Source organism: Pseudomonas sp. UBA3153, from assembly GCF_002364635.1.
GTDB classification, from domain to species: Bacteria; Pseudomonadota; Gammaproteobacteria; order Pseudomonadales; family Pseudomonadaceae; genus Pseudomonas_O; species Pseudomonas_O kuykendallii.
In genome coordinates this window covers 32,843-49,906 of the sequence record NZ_DEYR01000093.1, presented here as the reverse complement: position 1 = coordinate 49,906, position 17,064 = coordinate 32,843, and the positions used below count along the sequence as shown (strand labels likewise).

Genomic DNA, 17,064 nt, shown 5'->3' with positions numbered 1-17,064 from the left:
CGCGGCGGCAGGGAATCTACTGAGACGGCGTTTCGTCGTCCTTCTTCAGGCACTTGGCCAGCAGCGTGGTGAGCGTCTGCCGGTCCGCCGGGTCCAGCGGCGCGAACATCTCTTCCTCGCACTGGTGGATCAACTCCTGGGCGCGATTCATCGTCTGCAATCCGTCGGTATTGAGGTACAGGCGAAATCGTCGCTGGTCCTGTTCGTCACGGCAGCGGCAGATCAACCCATGGGTTTCCAGTTCGCGGACGCGGCGGGTGATATAGGCCTTGTCGATGCCGCTCAGCCGCGCCAGGTCCTGTGGGCTCAGGCCGGGCTCTATCTCGAGCATCTCCAGCATGTGAGCGTCGGGCGGGTTCAGCGGTACGCCGGCTTCTTGGAATTTCGACAGGATGTTTCGTCGAAGCTTCAGGAAGACCCAGCGCAGCGCGCGGGACAGGTCGGGTTCGGACATTCGTCGGGCCGGAAAGTAAGGGATGAGAAAATATAGTTGATCATGTCAACTATCTGCAATTAAAGTTACCCGATATCAATAATGACGTCGCCCCCTTTCCGGGGCCCCGCGCCCTCTTTAGCCAGGTTTTCCCAGCCGAGCCGTTCCGAGCGTGCCCGGTCGTTTACTCAATTTCGTGAGGAAAAGTCATGCGATCACCCTACGCCATGCGTGCGCTGGTTCCGGCCCTGGCAGCAGCCCTCGTTCTCGTCGGCTGTGGCAAGCAGGAAGCTCCAAAGCAGGCACCGAGCGCACCTCAGGTCGGTGTGGTCACGCTGCAGGCGCAGCCTTACGCGAGCACCTTCGAGCTGCCGGGCCGCACCTCGGCCTTCCGTATCGCCGAAGTGCGTCCGCAGGTGAGCGGCATCATCCTCAAGCGCCTGTTCAAGGAAGGCAGCGAGGTCAAGGTCAACGATCAGCTCTATCAGATCGATCCGGCCACCTACCAGGCGACCCTCAAGAGCGCCGAAGCGACGCTCGCTTCGGCGCGTTCGCGTTCCGACCGCTACAAGGCGCTGGTCGCCGATCAGGCCGTCAGCCGCCAGGACTACGACGAGGCGCGCGCCGCCACGCTGGAGGCCGAGGCAGCGCTGGAGCAGGCGCGCATCAATGTGCGCTACACCAAGGTCCTGGCGCCGATCAGCGGCCGCATCGGGCGCTCGATGGTGACCGAGGGGGCGCTGGTCAACACCGGCCAGGCCGATGCGATGGCGATCATCCAGCAGCTCGATCCGATCTACGTCGATGTCACCCAGGCGTCCAAGCAGATGCTCCAGCTGCGTCGCGATCTCGACAGCGGCCAGTTGCAGAAGGCCGGCGATAATGCCGCCAAGGTTACTCTGACCTTGGAGGACGGCAGCACCTACGCCCACGAGGGCACGCTCGAGTTCTCCGAAGTCAGCGTCGACGAGGGCACCGGCTCAGTGACCCTGCGCGCGGTCTTCCCCAACCCAGACCACATGCTGCTGCCGGGAATGTTCGTGCATGCCGAGCTGGTGGGCGGCGTGCGCAGCGAGGCCATTCTGGTGCCTCAGCAGGGCGTGACGCGCAATCCGAAAGGTGAGGCGGTCGCGATGGTGGTGAACGCCGAGAACAAGGTCGAAACCCGTGTACTCAAGGCTGACCGCGCCGTCGGTAACCAGTGGCTGGTCAGCGAAGGCCTCAAGGCCGGCGACCGGGTCATTACCGAAGGCCTGCAGTATGTTCAAGCCGGCGCCGAAGTGAAGGCCGGTCCGGCAAGCAACGTTCAGGGCAATTCCGCCAAACCCGCGCCGGCCAACGGCGACCAGGGTCAGCAGTAAGGCGCAGAGGCTCGCCCCCATATGTCCAGATTCTTTATCGATCGACCGATCTTCGCTTGGGTTATTGCGCTGGTGATCATGCTCGCTGGTGCCCTGTCCATCCTCAAGCTGCCGATCAACCAGTACCCGAGCATCGCGCCGCCGGCTGTCGGCATCCAGGTCACCTATCCCGGCGCCTCGGCGCAGACCGTGCAGGACACGGTGGTGCAGGTGATCGAGCAGCAGATGAACGGCATCGACGGTCTGCGTTACATCAGCTCGGAGAGCAACTCCGACGGCAGCATGACCATCACCGTGACCTTCGAGCAGGGCACCAACCCCGACATCGCCCAGGTCCAGGTACAGAACAAGCTGCAACTCGCCACCCCGCTGTTGCCGCAGGAGGTCCAGCAACAGGGCATCCGGGTGACCAAGGCGGTGAAGAACTTCCTCATGGTGATCGGCCTGGTCTCGACCGACGGCAGCATGAACAGGAACGACCTGGCGAACTACATCGTCTCCAACATCCAGGACCCGATTTCGCGGACCAAGGGTGTCGGTGACTTCCAGGTCTTCGGTGCGCAGTACGCCATGCGCATCTGGCTCGATCCGGCCAAGCTGAACAACTTCCAGCTGACCCCGGTGGACGTGCGCACCGCGATCCAGGCGCAGAACGTCCAGGTGTCCTCCGGCCAGCTCGGCGGCCTGCCTGCCGTACCGGGCCAGCAGCTCAACGCCACCATCGTCGGCAAGACCCGCCTGCAGACCGCCGAGCAGTTCAGCGCGATCCTGCTCAAGGTCAACCCGGACGGCTCCCAGGTGCGTCTCGGCGATGTGGCCAAGGTCGAACTGGGCGGCGAGAACTACGCGATCAGCGCGCAGTACAACGGCAACCCCGCGTCGGGCCTGGCGATCAAGCTGGCCACTGGCGCCAACGCGCTGGAAACCGCCAAGGCGATCCGCGCCACCGTCGACCGGCTGAAGCCGTTCTTCCCGGCCGGCGTCGAGGCGGTGTTTCCCTACGACACCACGCCGGTGGTGTCCGCTTCCATCGAAGGGGTGGTGCACACGCTGGGCGAAGCCATCGTGCTGGTCTTCCTGGTGATGTTCCTGTTCCTGCAGAACTTCCGTGCCACGCTGATCCCGACCCTGGCGGTGCCGGTGGTGCTGCTGGGAACCTTCGGCGTTCTCGCCGCCTGCGGCTTCACCATCAACACGCTGACCATGTTCGCCATGGTCCTGGCCATCGGCCTGCTGGTGGACGATGCGATCGTGGTGGTGGAGAACGTCGAGCGGGTGATGACCGAGGAAGGCCTGTCGCCGCTGGAGGCCACTCGCAAATCCATGGGGCAGATCCAGGGTGCGCTGGTCGGCATCGCTCTGGTGCTTTCCGCGGTGTTCCTGCCGATGGCGTTCTTTGGCGGTTCCACCGGGGTGATCTACCGGCAGTTCTCGATCACCATCGTGTCGGCCATGGCGCTCTCGGTGCTGGTTGCCCTGGTATTCACTCCGGCGCTCTGCGCGACCTTGCTCAAGCCGGTGAAAAAGGGTGACCACGGCGAAGGCAAGCGCGGCTTCTTCGGCTGGTTCAACCGCTCCTTCGAGCGCGGCGTGCACCGCTACGAACGCAGCGTGGGGTCCATCCTCAGGCACAAGGCGCCCTACCTGCTGATGTATCTGGTGATCGTCGGCATCATGGTCTGGATGTTCACCCGTATTCCCACCGCGTTCCTTCCCGAGGAAGACCAGGGCGTGCTGTTCGCCCAGGTACAGACGCCGGTCGGTTCGACCGCCGAGCGCACCCAGGCGGTGGTGGACCAGATGCGCGAGTACCTGCTCAAGGACGAATCGAGCACGGTCAGTTCGGTGTTCACCGTGACGGGCTTCAACTTCGCCGGCCGCGGGCAGAGTTCGGGCATGGCCTTCATCATGCTCAAGCCCTGGGCGGACCGCACCGACAAGGGCAACGACGTGTTCTCCCTCGCCGGGCGCGCGCAGGCGCATTTCTTCGCCTTCCGCGATGCCATGGTGTTCGCTTTCGCCCCGCCGGCAGTGCTGGAACTGGGCAACGCCACAGGCTTCGACTTCTACTTGCAGGATCAGGCGGGTGTCGGTCACGAGGCCCTCAATCAGGCCGCCGGCAAGTTCATGGCGCTCGCGTCGAAGAATCCGGCGCTCGCTCGCACCCGCATCAACGGCGTCGCCGACGAGCCGCAATACCAGCTCGAGATCGACGACGAGAAGGCGCGTGCCCATGGCGTCAGCCTGGCGGATATCAATGACACGGTGAGCATTGCCTGGGGGTCCAGCTACGTGAACGACTTCATCGACCGCGGTCGGGTGAAGAAGGTCTATCTGCAGGGACAGCCCAATGCACGGATGTCTCCTGACGACCTGAACAAGTGGTACGTGCGCAACGCCGACGGGCAGATGGTGCCCTTCAGCGCCTTCTCCAGCGGCCGCTGGATCTACGGTTCGCCGAAGCTGTCACGCTACAACGGCGTGTCGGCGATCGAGATCCTCGGCGAGCCGGCCCCCGGCCAGAGCACCGGCGCGGCGATGGCGGCGGTCGAGGAGATCATGAAGGAGATGCCTGACGGTATCGGTTATTCCTGGACCGGCCTGTCCTACGAGGAACGGCTGTCCGGCTCGCAGGCTCCGGCGCTCTACGCGCTGTCGCTGCTGGTGGTATTCCTCTGCCTGGCGGCGCTCTACGAGAGCTGGTCGATTCCGTTCTCGGTGATGCTGGTGGTGCCGCTGGGGATCATCGGGGCGCTGTTGTTCACCAGCTGGCGCGGCCTGTCCAACGACGTGTTCTTCCAGGTCGGGCTGCTGACCACCATCGGTCTGGCGGCGAAGAACGCGATCCTCATCGTCGAGTTCGCCAAGGAGCTGCACGAGCAGGGCAAATCCCTGACCGAGGCGGCGATCGAGGCCTGCCGGCTGCGCTTGCGGCCGATCATCATGACCTCGCTGGCGTTCATCCTCGGCGTGGTGCCGCTGGCGATCTCTAACGGCGCCGGATCGGGCAGCCAGCACGCGATCGGTACTGGGGTGATCGGCGGCATGCTGTCGGCCACCGTCCTGGCGATCTTCTGGGTGCCGCTGTTCTACGTAATGGTCAGCTCGATAGCCAAGGACAAACGTCCGAAGGCCACGAGCGAGGAGGCCGAGCAATGAAAAAGTCTCTCTTGAGCCTGGCGCTGCTCAGCGCCCTGACGGGTTGCTCGCTGATCCCCGACTACCAGCGCCCCGCGGCACCGGTGGACGCGGCCTACCCGGCCGGCGACGTCTATCCGGAGTCCAACACCGCCGGCGGCACGCCCGCCGCCGAGCTGGGCTGGCGCGAGTTCTTCCAGGACGCCGACCTGCAACTGCTGATCAGTAGCGCCCTGCAGAACAACCGCGACCTGCGCGTCGCCGCGCTGAACGTCGATGCCTACCGCGCGCAGTACCGCATCCAGCGCGCCGAGCTGTATCCGCAGGTCGGCATCGGCAGCGGCGCCACGCGCCAGCGTCTGCCGGCGGACCTGTCGCGCTCGGACGAGGCGTCCATCAGCAGCCAGTACAGCGCCACCGTCGGCATTAGCGCCTGGGAGCTGGACCTCTTCGGTCGCCTGCGCAGCCTCAATGAACAGGCTCTGGAGCAGTACTTCGCCACCGCCGAAGCGCAGCGCAGCACGCAGATCAGCCTGGTGGCGAGCGTCGCCAACGCCTGGTTCACCCTGCAGGCGGACCAGGCGCTGCTCAAGCTCGCCAACGACACGCTGGGCACCTACCAGCGCACCTACGAGCTGAGCCAGCGCACCTTCGACGTCGGCGCCAGCTCGGCGCTGGACCTGCGCCAGGCGCGCACTTCGGTGGACAGCGCACGCGTCAGCGTGGCGCAGTACCGCCGCCAGGTCGCCCAGGACCGCAACGCGCTGGCCCTGCTGCTCGGCGGTCCGCTGCCGCAGAACCTGCAGCCGGACGACGACCTGTACGCCGTGCAGCTGGCGGAAGTCCCGGCCGGCCTGCCTTCCGAACTGCTGCAGCGCCGCCCGGACATCCTTGCCGCCGAGCACAACCTGAAGGCCGCCAACGCGGTGATCGGCGCCGCCCGCGCGGCGTTCTTCCCGAGCATCACGCTGACGGCCAACGCCGGTACGGCGAGCAGCCAGCTGTCCGGCCTGTTCGACGGCGGCTCGGGGACCTGGCTGTTCGAGCCGCAGATCAACCTGCCGATCTTCACCGCCGGTAGCCTGAGCGCCAGCCTGGATGCCATCGAGATCGCCAAGAACATCGAAGTGGCGGACTACGAGAAAACCATCCAGACCGCGTTCCAGGAAGTCTCCGACGGTCTCGTCGCGCGGCAGACCTACCGCGAGCAGCTCGAGGCCCAGCGTCAACTGGTGGCCAGTACCGAGGACTACTACAAACTCGCCGATCGCCGTTACCGCGGTGGCGTGGACAGCTACCTGATCCTGCTCGATGCACAGCGCCAGCTGTTCAGCGTGCAGCAGAACATGATCGGTGACCGTCTCGCCCAGCTGACCAGCGAAGTGAACCTGTACAAGGCCCTCGGTGGCGGTTGGCAGGAACGCACCGCGCCGCTGGTGCCGGTGGCCAGCGCCAACTGACGTCACCCGTTGCAGGCAAAACGCCCGGCATCCGCCGGGCGTTTTCGTCTCCATCGCGTAACGGTGCGCGCGGCGCGCCCTGCGACGGCTCGGCTCCACGGCCGCACGACGCCTCGTGGCGCAAACGCTGTCGGGTGTTTTTGGTTTTTGTAACGGTGTGCATGGCGCACCCTACGAGCCCCGCTGGCAAGACGTAGGGTGCGCCATGCGCACCGATACCAGGCTACGTCGGGCAAACCAGACCGCTAGAGCACACCGCGCTCGCGCAGCGCCGACACTTCGCTCGCCGCCATCCCCAGCCATTCGCGCAGCACCTGTTCGCTGTGCTCGCCGAGCAACGGCGGGGCGTTGCGGTATTCCACGGGGGTTTCCGAGAGGCGGATCGGGCTGGCCACCTGCGGCACGCTGCCGGCCAGCGGATGCGGCAGCTCGACGCGCAGGCCACGGGCGATCACCTGCGGATCGGCGAACACCTGGGCCAAGTCGTTTATCGGCCCGCAGGGCACGCCGGCCTGCTCCAGCGCGGCGACCCATTCGGCGGTGGTCCTGAACACCGTGGCCTGGCGGATCAGCGGGATCAGTTCTCCACGGTGGGCGACCCGCGCCCGGTTGCTGGCGAAGCGCGGATCGTCCGCCCACTCGGGGTGTCCGGCGACTTCGCAGAATTTGCGGAACTGGCCGTCGTTGCCAACGGTGAGGATGAAGTCGCCATCGGCGGTGGGGAAATCCTGGTAGGGCACGATGTTCGGGTGCGCGTTGCCCAGGCGTTTCGGCGCGACGCCGGTGGTCAGGTAGTTCAGCGCCTGGTTGCCCAGGCAGGCGACCTGCACGTCGAGCAGCGCCATGTCGATGTGCTGGCCCAGGCCGCTGCGCTCGCGCTGGTTCAGCGCGGCGAGCACCGCGACCGCCGAGTAGAGCCCGGTGAGGATGTCGGTCAGGGCCACCCCGACTTTCACCGGGCCGGCGCCGGTTTCGTCGTCGCTGCGCCCGGTCAGGCTCATCAGCCCGCCGAGGCCCTGGATCATGAAGTCGTAGCCAGCGCGTTTGGCGTAGGGGCCGGTCTGGCCGAAGCCGGTGATCGAGCAGTAGATCAGCCGCGGGTTCAGCGTTTTCAGCGTCGCATAGTCCAGCCCGTAGGCGGCCAACCCGCCGACCTTGAAGTTCTCCAGTACCACGTCGGCCTTGGCCGCCAGCTCGCGGACGATGCGCTGGCCTTCGGACTGGGTGAAGTCCAGGGTCAGCGACTGCTTGTTGCGGTTCGCCGAGAGATAGTAGGCGGCCTCGGCGGTGTTCTCGCCGGCCTCATCGCGCAGGAACGGCGGGCCCCAGTGACGGGTGTCGTCGCCGACGCCGGGGCGCTCGACCTTGACCACCTCGGCGCCGAGGTCGGCGAGGATCTGCCCGGCCCAGGGCCCGGCGAGCACGCGGGACAGGTCGAGTACACGGATGTGGGACAACGCACCGGGCATGATGAAGCTCCTCGTAGGGTGGATGGCGCTTTATCCATCCACCAAGGGATGCAGGCTGGTGGGTGAGAAACGATCGGCGGGCACGGATCGCCAGCAAGCTCGCTCCTACACGTGCGCGGGGTGGCCTAGAAGAACGCCTGGATACCGGTCTGCGCGCGGCCGAGGATCAGCGCATGCACGTCGTGGGTGCCTTCGTAGGTGTTCACCACCTCGAGGTTGACCAGGTGCCGGGCGATGCCGAACTCGTCGGAGATGCCGTTGCCGCCGAGCATGTCGCGGGCCAGGCGGGCGACGTCCAGCGCCTTGCCGCAGCTGTTGCGCTTCATGATCGAGGTGATCTCCACCGCCGCGGTGCCTTCGTCCTTCATCCGCCCCAGGCGCAGGCAGCCTTGCAGCGCCAGGGTGATTTCGGTTTGCATGTCGGCCAGCTTCTTCTGGATCAGCTGATTGGCCGCCAGCGGGCGACCGAACTGCTGGCGGTCAAGGGTGTACTGGCGCGCGGTATGCCAGCAGAACTCGGCGGCGCCCAGTGCGCCCCAGCTGATGCCGTAGCGCGCGGAATTGAGGCAGGTGAACGGGCCTTTCAGGCCGCGCACGTCGGGGAAGGCGTTCTCTTCCGGGCAGAACACGTTGTCCATCACGATCTCGCCGGTGATCGAGGCGCGCAGGCCGACCTTGCCGTGGATCGCCGGTGTGCTCAGGCCGTCCCAGCCCTTTTCCAGCACGAAGCCGCGGATCTCGCCGGCGTCGTCCTTGGCCCAGACCACGAACACGTCGGCGATTGGGCTGTTGGTGATCCACATCTTGCTACCGGTCAGGCGATAGCCGCCGTCGACCTTCTTCGCCCGGGTGATCATCGAGCCCGGGTCGGAGCCGTGGTTCGGCTCGGTCAGGCCGAAGCAGCCGATGTACTCGCCGCTGGCCAGCTTGGGCAGGTATTTCTGCCGGGTCGCCTCGTTGCCGAATTCGAAGATCGGCACCATCACCAGCGAGGACTGCACGCTCATCATCGAGCGGTAGCCCGAGTCGATGCGCTCCACCTCGCGGGCGATCAGCCCGTAGCACACGTAGTTCAGCCCGCTGCCGCCGTAGGCTTCGGGGATGGTGGCGCCGAGCAGGCCGGTATCACCCATCTCACGGAAGATCGCCGGGTCGGTCTTTTCGTGGCGGAAGGCTTCCAGCACGCGCGGCGCCAGTTTGTCCTGGGCGAACTGCTGGGCGCTGTCGCGGACCATGCGTTCTTCTTCGCTGAGTTGCTGATCGAGCAGCAGCGGGTCGATCCAGTTGAAGCTTGCCTTGCCGGCCATGAAAACGTCCTCGTGCGGGAGTGAAGGGGGCCTGCGCGCGGAGGGCTTCAGCCACCGCCCACGCAGGCCGTCATGGGTTCTAGCCTAGGCAGCCCAGAGCGGACTGACAAACGAGGATTTCGCAGGCCATTGTGCGAATACCTCACTCCGGGATAGTTTCAACCGGTAAATAAGTGGCTGATCAGTGAGGGCTTCGCATAGATGCGCCGGAAGATTCCCAGCACCGCGGCGTTGATCGCCTTCGAGGCCTCGGCCCGCCACGAGAGTTTCACCCGCGCCGCCGAGGAACTGTCGCTGACCCAGGGCGCGGTCTGCAGGCAGATCGGCACGCTGGAACAGTTCCTCGGGGTCGCGCTGTTTCGCCGCTCGCGACGCGGGGTCAGGCTCACCGAGGCCGGGCTCGCCTATTCCCGGCGGGTGGCGGCGCAGCTCGACGCGGTGGAGCGCGACACCCTGGCGGTGATGGGCCAGCAGGGCAACCAGGCCGTGGAACTGGCGCTGGTGCCGACCTTCGGCACGCAGTGGCTGCTGCCGCGGCTGAAGGCCTTCCAGCGCCTGCACCCGGAAGTCACCGTGCACCTGACCAACCGCACGCGGCCTTTCCTCTTCGCCGACACCGCCTTCGACGCGGCGATCTACTTCGGCGACGCCAACTGGTCGGGCACCCAGTCGCATTACCTCATGCCGGAGAACTCGCTGCCGGTGTGCAGCCCGGAACTGCTCGAAGGCCGTGGCGAACTGAGCGCGGCGCAGATCGCCCGCCTGCCGCTGCTGCAGCAGACCACCCGGCCCTACGCCTGGCGCCAGTGGTTCGGGTCGCTGGGCATGAACGTCGCGGGGGACCTCGGCGGGCCGCGCTACGAGTTGTTTTCCATGCTCGCCCAGGCCGCCGAGCATGCGATGGGTGTGGCTTTGATCCCGCCGTTCCTGATCCAGCGTGAGCTGGCCGAGGGCCGCCTGGTGATCGCTAAGGAACACGCCTGCCTCAGCGACAAGGCCTATTACCTGATGATTCCCGAGCGCAAGGTGGAGTCCGCCGCGCTGATCGCCTTCCGCGACTGGCTGCTGGAGCAGGCCCGCGATTACCGCGAGACGCCGTCGCGCTGATGGCCAAAGGCCGCCTGTACATCCGTACTATTGGTTCATTCCCTCCCCGGAACTAGCGTTCCACACAGCCCGCATGTCTGCCGCCTCAGGGCGTCAGGCGCTGCTTGTGGGCGCATAACGACAATCGTCCGTCCCCAGGAGGAGAACATGAAAGCCTTCGCTCTCGTCGCCCTAGGTCTCGCACTGACCGGCTGCGCTGCGCCCGGCCAGCAACAGGCCACCCAGGCTTCGCAGAAATTCGACGTCGCCTACATCAGCCAGAACCTGGTATCCGGCAAGACCACCTCAAACGACGTGGTCAGCCACTTCGGCCACCCGGATTCGCGCAGCGTGTCGAGCACCGGCGAAGAGCGCTGGACCTACCGCCGGCAGACCACCACCGGCTCATCCGGCAGCCTGATGGATTCGCTGCCGACGAGTCTCAAGCGCCGCCTTAACAACACCGCGGCGAAGAGCGAATACGGTTCCGACGTGCTCGGCATGGCCGACTCGCTGCTCAGTGGCGAGGGTGATGGCCTGGTCAATGCGGTCGCCAACAACGGCGCCGCCGCGCCTGCGCCGCAGGCCTCTCTGCTGACCATCTACCTGCGTAAGGGCGTTGTCTCGCGCTTCGATTACTGACCGCCGGCCACGCGTCGCGCCGCTGTCCGGCGCGGCCGGGACGCGGCTACCATGGCCGCACCGGGCCCAGTGGGCGCGCCGATTTCCAGCAGGAACCCGTCGCATGGAACGCATCATCGTCGCCGACGACCATCCGATTTTCCGCGAAGGGCTGTCGCGCATCGTCCGCCGGATGATGCCCGCGGCGCACATCGAGGAGGCCGCCAACCTCGACGCCGTGCTGGCGCTGGCCCGCCAGGCGCCGCCGGAAGTGCTGATCCTCGACCTGATGTTTCCCGGCCTGAGCGTGCCCGCGTCGATCCGCTCGCTACGTCAGGAATTCAATCGCTCCTCGATCATCATCGTTTCGATGATCGACGATGAGGCGCAGATCGATCAGGTGATGGCGGCCGGTGCCGACGGCTTCGTCGGCAAGTCGCTGCCACCGGACGAGATCGGCGAGGCGATCCTGGCGATCCGCGCGGGCGAGTTCGTGGTTCGCTACGTCCGCGGCGGGATTCTCGGACAGAGCCCGGAGCGGGCGCGTGTGCAAGGCCTGACGCCGCGCCAGCAGGAGGTGCTGCGGCTGCTCACCGCCGGCCTGTCGAACAAGGAAATCGCCCGCGAGCTGGACATATCGCCCTTCACCGCGCGCCTGCACGTCTCCTCGTTGCTGCAGTCGCTCGGCGTCGCCAGCCGTAGCGCCGCCGCGGCGCTCGGCGCCAGTGCCGGGCTGCTCGTGCGGCGCTGATCAGGCCGACTGCGCCTGCAGGTCGAGTTTCAGCGCCAACAGCATCGAACGCAGCTCCGCCGGCCGTACCGGCTTCGCCAGCACCGGCACCTGGGTGTCGTTCAACGCCTGCTGCGCCTTTCGCACGTCGTGCCCGGTGATCACGATCGCCGGCACGCGGCGACCGTGCAGGCGGTTGAGGTAGTCGATGCAGTCGGCGCCGGACATGCTGCGGCCGAGATCGAAATCGGTGATCACCAGATCGAAGTCCGCCGTGGTGTCCAGCGCCGAGGTGGCGCTGTGCACCTCGCACCCCCATTTCTGCAGCAGCGTGGCGGTGGCCAGCAGCACGTCGCGGTCGTCTTCGATCAGCAGCACGCGCAGGCCGGTGAGCAGGCGCCGGTTGGAGCCCTCGTTCTGCGCGGGTCGGTACTGGTCCGCGCGGCTCAGCGGCAGGCCCTCGATGGCGACGCTGGTGCCATGTCCGGGGCGCGAGCGGATACGCACGCCGAGGCCGAGCATGTCGGCGATGCGATTGACGATCGAGAGGCCGAGGCCGACGCCCTCCACGTCATGGTCGCGCGAGCGGCGGACGCGGTAGAACTCGTCGAACAGGTGCGGCAGGTCCTGCGCATCGATGCCCGGACCGCGGTCGTGGATTTCTATGGCGAGGCCGCCGTCGCGGCGCCGGCAGCCAATCAGCAGCGCCTTGCCCGGCGCGTACTTCAGCGCGTTGGAGAGCACGTTCTGCAGCAGCGTGCCGAGCAGCGCGGGGTCGCAGCGCACGTGGCAGTGGCTCGGGCGGACCTTGATCGTTACACCGGCCCAGCGCGCGGCCTCGGTGTTCTGCCGGACCAGCCCGGCGAGCACCTCGTCCATCGCCAGCACCTCGGCGCTCGGCACCACCTGGCCGTTGTCCAGGGTGTAGACGTCGAGGATCGAGCGGAACAGCTGTTCCACGCTCAGCAGCGAGCGGTCGATGTTGTCCACCATGCGGCGTTCCTCGTCGCCCAGCCGGGCGTCGCGCAGGCAGGCGGTGAACAGGCTGATGGAGTGGATCGGCTGGCGCAGGTCGTGACTGGCCTGGGCGAGCAGGCGCGATTTGGCCAGGCTCGCCGTCTGCGCCTGCTCCGACGCCTGGCGCGTGCGGGTCAGCAGGACGTGCGCGTAGGCCGGCACCATGAAGGTGGTCACCAGCAGCGTCAGCGGCACGAAGGGGTTTTGCCAGAGGTACGGCGACAGCAGCGCCATCACGCCGATCGACAGCAGCGCCAGGCCCGTCGCCAGTGTCAGGTAGCGCGTGCCGTAGCGCATGCCGTTGCCCACCGTGACCCAGAGCAGCGCACCGTAGACCGGCAGCATCGCCTCGCCGCCGATGATCATCGCGAAGGTGATCGCGGCGTAGTCGTGAACCATCGCCAGCAGCCGTCGCACCGGTTTGACGCCCGGCTTGCGCACGATCCAGGCGATCAGGGCGAACGACGCCACGAGAAAGGCGGCGTTGTAGATCAGGATGCTGCGCAGCTGCGCCTCGACCAGATAGCCAGTGAGGTAAAGCAGCATCACGTAGAGCGTCGCGATGCTGGACAGCACCAGGCGGACCAGGGCCTGCGAGCGTTCCGTATCACGTGTCGAAGGGGCAGGGCGGATCATCGTCGGGGTTTCCGTCGTAGCGTCCGGCAAGGGTAGCAAGTTGCGCGCCCGGCACTCGAGCAGGTGTGTCTGGTATGGAACCGTCGCTCCATGTAGCGTTCTGTCATATTTGCTACATAACCCCGGCGACGCTGTGTCGCAGGTGCGGCGGACCTCGTGGCGGTTCAGACGAAAAACCGACTGATGGCAGAGCATTCGATTCGCCCATGGGCCGCTCCCGCCGACGAAACCGTTTAGACGCTACAGGCTGCATGGCCCGTGGGCTGTGGCCTGAAAGGGAAATACCGGGTCAAACCGTGACTTGTAGTTATTGCCGCGACAGCCCTTCATAACTTCTTGATGGGTGTCGCGGTTCAGTTGCAAAATGCCGCGCCCCGCCGTTTCGCTTGCGGCACGGGATGTGCTGCCGGTCCGATTCGGCGGTAAACAGCGCCTGTCATAACAATGATCGCAGGAGATTGGTCAGTGCATATCGGTGTTCCCCTCGAAACCCATGCTGGAGAAACCCGCGTCGCGGCGACTCCGGAAACCGTCAAGAAGCTGATCGGCCAGGGCCATCGGGTGACTATCCAGAGCGGCGCGGGCGTCGCCGCCAGCCTGCCGGACGCCGCCTACGAGGCGGTGGGTGCAAGCATTGGCACCGCCGCCGAAGCCTTCGCCGCGGACATCGTGCTCAAGGTGCTGGCACCCAGCGACGACGAGCTGCCGATTTTCGCCGCCAACGGCGTGGTGATCGGCATGCTCAATCCGTTCAGCAACGAGACCATCGGCAAGATGGCAGCGCGCGGGCTGACCGCCTTCGCCCTGGAAGCCGCGCCGCGTACCTCGCGCGCGCAGAGCCTCGACGTGCTGTCGTCGCAGGCCAACATCGCCGGCTACAAGGCGGTGATGCTCGGCGCCAACCATTACCCGCGCTTCATGCCAATGCTGATGACCGCCGCCGGTACGGTGAAGGCCGCGCGCGTGCTGATCCTCGGCGCCGGTGTCGCCGGCCTGCAGGCGATCGCTACCGCGCGCCGCCTGGGTGCGGTGATCGAGGCCTCGGACGTGCGTCCGGCGGTGAAGGAGCAGATCGAGTCCCTCGGCGCCAAGTTCGTCGACGTGCCCTTCGAGACCGACGAGGAGCGCGAGTGCGCCCAGGGTGTCGGCGGCTACGCGCGGCCGATGCCGGCCTCGTGGATGCAGCGTCAGGCGCAGGCCGTGCACGAACGCGCCAAGCAGGCCGACATCATCATCACCACCGCGCTGATTCCCGGCCGCCAGGCGCCGACGCTGCTGCAGGAAGCCACCGTGCAGGAGATGAAGCCCGGCTCGGTGATCATCGACCTGGCGGCCTCGCAAGGCGGCAACTGCCCGCTGACCGAGCTCGATCAGGTGGTGGTCAAGCACGGCGTGACGCTGATCGGCTACGCCAACCTGGCGACCCAGGTGCCGGCGGACGCCTCTGCGCTGTATTCGCGCAACCTGCTCGACTTCCTCAAGCTGGTCCTCGACAAGGACGGCCAGTTCCACATCAACCTGGAAGACGACATCGTCGCGGCCTGCCTCATGTGCAAGGGCGGCGAAGCGGTGCGCGTCAACAAATGAAGACGACCCTCTCCTGCGGGAGAGGGAGCCCGAAGGGCGGTTGCGGACGGCGCTGCGCCGAACCCTCGCCCCTGGCCCCTCTCCGCGGAGAGGGAACGAGCCCACTCAGAAAAGGATCACCCCGATGGACCTGATTTCCGACGGCATCTACAACCTGATCATCTTCGTGCTGGCGATCTATGTCGGCTACCACGTGGTCTGGAACGTCACTCCCGCGCTGCACACTCCGCTGATGGCGGTGACCAACGCGATTTCCGCCATCGTCATCGTCGGTGCCATGCTCGCCGCCGCGCTGACCGTCACGCCGCTGGGCAAGACGATGGGCACCCTGGCCGTGGCCCTGGCCGCGGTCAACGTCTTCGGTGGCTTCCTGGTCACCCGGCGGATGCTGGAAATGTTCAAGAAAAAGGCCCCGAAAGCCGAAGCAGGGAAGCACTGAACCATGAGCATGAACCTGATCACCGTTCTCTACCTGATCGCTTCGATCTGCTTCATCCAGGCCCTCAAGGGCCTTTCGCACCCGACCACGTCGCGGCGCGGCAACCTGTTCGGCATGCTCGGCATGGGCCTGGCGGTACTCACCACCGTGGCGCTGATCTACAAGCTCGGTGCCGAGCTGGCGACTGCCGGCATCGGCTACGTCATCGTCGGCCTGCTGGTCGGCGGTAGCGCCGGCTCGATCATGGCCAAGCGCGTCGAAATGACCAAGATGCCCGAGCTGGTCGCCTTCATGCACAGCATGATCGGCCTGGCCGCGGTGTTCATCGCCGTCGCCGCCGTGGTCGAGCCGCAGTCGCTGGGCATCGTCGCCAGCATCAGCGACCCGATTCCGGTCGGCAACCGCCTGGAGCTGTTCCTCGGCGCCGCCATCGGTGCGATCACCTTCTCCGGTTCGGTGATCGCCTTCGGCAAGCTTTCGGGCAAGTACAAGTTCCGCCTGTTCCAGGGGGCGCCGGTGCAATTCCCCGGTCAGCACATGATCAACCTGGTGATCGGCATTGCCATCCTGGTGCTCGGCGTGACCTACATGTTCACCGGCAACCTGGTGGCGTTCAGCCTGATGCTGATCTTCGCCTTCGTCATCGGCGTGCTGATCATCATCCCCATCGGTGGCGCGGACATGCCGGTGGTGGTGTCGATGCTCAACAGCTATTCCGGTTGGGCGGCCGCGGGTATCGGCTTTTCGCTGAACAACTCGATGCTGATCATCGCCGGTTCGCTGGTGGGCTCGAGCGGCGCGATCCTCTCCTACATCATGTGCCGGGCGATGAACCGCTCGTTCTTCAATGTCATCCTCGGCGGCTTCGGCTCCTCGGCCGACGCCGGTCCGGCCGCGGGCAGCAGCGAGCAGCGTCCGGTGAAATCCGGCTCGGCCGACGATGCCGCGTTCCTTCTGTCCAACGCCGACAGCGTGATCATCGTTCCCGGCTACGGCCTGGCGGTGGCCCGCGCACAGCACGCGCTGATGGAGCTGGTTGAGAAGCTGACCCACAACGGCGTCACCGTGAAGTACGCGATCCACCCGGTGGCCGGGCGCATGCCCGGTCACATGAACGTGCTGCTGGCGGAGGCCGAGGTGCCCTACGAGCAGGTCTTCGAGATGGAGGACATCAACGCCGAGTTCGGGCAGACCGACGTGGTGCTGGTGCTCGGCGCCAACGACGTGGTCAACCCGGCGGCGAAGAACGATCCGAAATCGCCGATCGCCGGGATGCCGATCCTCGAAGCCTTCAAGGCCAAGACGATCATCGTCAACAAGCGCTCCATGGCCAGCGGTTATGCCGGCCTGGATAACGAACTGTTCTATCTGGACAAGACCATGATGGTCTTCGGCGATGCCAAAAAGGTCATCGAGGACATGGTCAAAGCGGTGGACTAAAACCTCGCAATACCAGACGCCCTGCCGGCTCGCGCCCGCGGGGCGTTTTTCGTTCGGTCGGAGGAGCACGTGATGGGAGGGCTTATCGTTTGCAGTGATCTGGCAGGTGCGCCGGCGGGAGAAATACCGGCTGTACTGTGCCGACTCCAGGCACTAGAAACACTATTCTCTGTTTTTTAGGGTATACCACTGGCCTTTTCGGTTAAGGCAATAGAAAACTCTGGCAAAAGAGCTTCATTCAGAACTGTGCTCTAAAAGATCGATAAAACTGTACTGGTCATGTGTCACTTAAGCGTGCGAAGCGAGCCATTTGGGTAGAAATATCGCACCAACAGAGAGC

At 65.8% G+C, this 17,064-nt stretch carries 13 protein-coding genes; 9 read left to right on the top strand and 4 right to left on the bottom strand.

The window, feature by feature from the left end:
• Nucleotides 1–16: 16 nt before the first annotated feature.
• Nucleotides 17–454 carry a MarR family winged helix-turn-helix transcriptional regulator gene (locus B2X67_RS18935; RefSeq protein ID WP_286786459.1) on the bottom strand — a complete coding sequence of 146 codons (438 nt, stop codon included), beginning with the start codon at nucleotides 452–454 and terminating at the stop codon, nucleotides 17–19.
• Nucleotides 455–642: 188 nt separating this feature from the next.
• Between B2X67_RS18935 and B2X67_RS18930 the strand changes: the two genes are divergently transcribed.
• The 3 genes from B2X67_RS18930 to adeC are packed head-to-tail and all read left to right on the top strand — an operon-like array spanning nucleotide 643 to nucleotide 6,392.
• Entirely contained in the window at nucleotides 643–1,794 is a 1,152-nt protein-coding gene (locus B2X67_RS18930) for an efflux RND transporter periplasmic adaptor subunit (RefSeq protein ID WP_286786458.1), read from the top strand.
• Between the two features lie 21 nt (nucleotides 1,795–1,815).
• Nucleotides 1,816–4,953: an efflux RND transporter permease subunit gene (locus B2X67_RS18925; protein WP_282339451.1), complete on the top strand. Its 3,138-nt coding sequence runs from the start codon at nucleotides 1,816–1,818 to the stop codon at nucleotides 4,951–4,953.
• Nucleotides 4,950–6,392 carry an AdeC/AdeK/OprM family multidrug efflux complex outer membrane factor gene (gene adeC, locus B2X67_RS18920; RefSeq protein ID WP_286786457.1) on the top strand — a complete coding sequence of 481 codons (1,443 nt, stop codon included), beginning with the start codon at nucleotides 4,950–4,952 and terminating at the stop codon, nucleotides 6,390–6,392. Before B2X67_RS18925 ends, adeC begins: the two co-directional genes overlap by 4 nt.
• Before the next feature lie 245 nt (nucleotides 6,393–6,637).
• On the opposite strand, the gene B2X67_RS18915 is transcribed toward adeC, so the two are convergent.
• Complete coding sequence (locus tag B2X67_RS18915) at nucleotides 6,638–7,861, bottom strand: CaiB/BaiF CoA transferase family protein (RefSeq protein WP_286786456.1); 1,224 nt, start codon at nucleotides 7,859–7,861, stop codon at nucleotides 6,638–6,640.
• 125 nt (nucleotides 7,862–7,986) lie between these two features.
• Nucleotides 7,987–9,168 carry an acyl-CoA dehydrogenase gene (locus tag B2X67_RS18910; RefSeq protein WP_090224614.1) on the bottom strand — a complete coding sequence of 394 codons (1,182 nt, stop codon included), beginning with the start codon at nucleotides 9,166–9,168 and terminating at the stop codon, nucleotides 7,987–7,989.
• Nucleotides 9,169–9,369: 201 nt separating this feature from the next.
• Here B2X67_RS18910 and B2X67_RS18905 point away from each other — a divergent pair, with 201 nt between their 5' ends.
• The 3 genes from B2X67_RS18905 to B2X67_RS18895 all read left to right on the top strand — a co-directional run bounded on the left by B2X67_RS18905 (nucleotide 9,370) and on the right by B2X67_RS18895 (nucleotide 11,626).
• Nucleotides 9,370–10,275 (top strand): LysR family transcriptional regulator, encoded by a 906-nt coding sequence (locus B2X67_RS18905; RefSeq protein ID WP_282339448.1) that lies wholly within the window; start codon nucleotides 9,370–9,372, stop codon nucleotides 10,273–10,275.
• 147 nt (nucleotides 10,276–10,422) lie between these two features.
• Nucleotides 10,423–10,896, top strand: coding sequence for a hypothetical protein (locus B2X67_RS18900; protein ID WP_286786455.1), 474 nt, complete (start codon nucleotides 10,423–10,425; stop codon nucleotides 10,894–10,896).
• A 103-nt stretch (nucleotides 10,897–10,999) separates the two neighbouring features.
• Nucleotides 11,000–11,626: a response regulator gene (locus B2X67_RS18895; RefSeq protein WP_286786454.1), complete on the top strand. Its 627-nt coding sequence runs from the start codon at nucleotides 11,000–11,002 to the stop codon at nucleotides 11,624–11,626.
• Here B2X67_RS18895 and B2X67_RS18890 read toward each other — a convergent pair whose 3' ends face one another.
• Entirely contained in the window at nucleotides 11,627–13,258 is a 1,632-nt protein-coding gene (locus B2X67_RS18890) for a hybrid sensor histidine kinase/response regulator (RefSeq protein ID WP_286786453.1), read from the bottom strand.
• Between the two features lie 465 nt (nucleotides 13,259–13,723).
• Here B2X67_RS18890 and B2X67_RS18885 point away from each other — a divergent pair, with 465 nt between their 5' ends.
• The 3 genes from B2X67_RS18885 (at nucleotide 13,724) to B2X67_RS18875 (ending at nucleotide 16,724) form a co-directional block, all read left to right on the top strand.
• On the top strand, nucleotides 13,724–14,845 hold the full coding sequence (locus B2X67_RS18885) for a Re/Si-specific NAD(P)(+) transhydrogenase subunit alpha (protein ID WP_286786452.1): 1,122 nt from the start codon (nucleotides 13,724–13,726) through the stop codon (nucleotides 14,843–14,845).
• A gap of 124 nt (nucleotides 14,846–14,969) precedes the next feature.
• A complete protein-coding gene (locus B2X67_RS18880; RefSeq protein ID WP_090224605.1) occupies nucleotides 14,970–15,284 on the top strand; it encodes an NAD(P) transhydrogenase subunit alpha in 315 nt (104 codons plus the stop codon).
• A 3-nt stretch (nucleotides 15,285–15,287) separates the two neighbouring features.
• On the top strand, nucleotides 15,288–16,724 hold the full coding sequence (locus tag B2X67_RS18875; RefSeq protein ID WP_273230894.1) for an NAD(P)(+) transhydrogenase (Re/Si-specific) subunit beta: 1,437 nt from the start codon (nucleotides 15,288–15,290) through the stop codon (nucleotides 16,722–16,724).
• Nucleotides 16,725–17,064 lie beyond the last annotated feature (340 nt).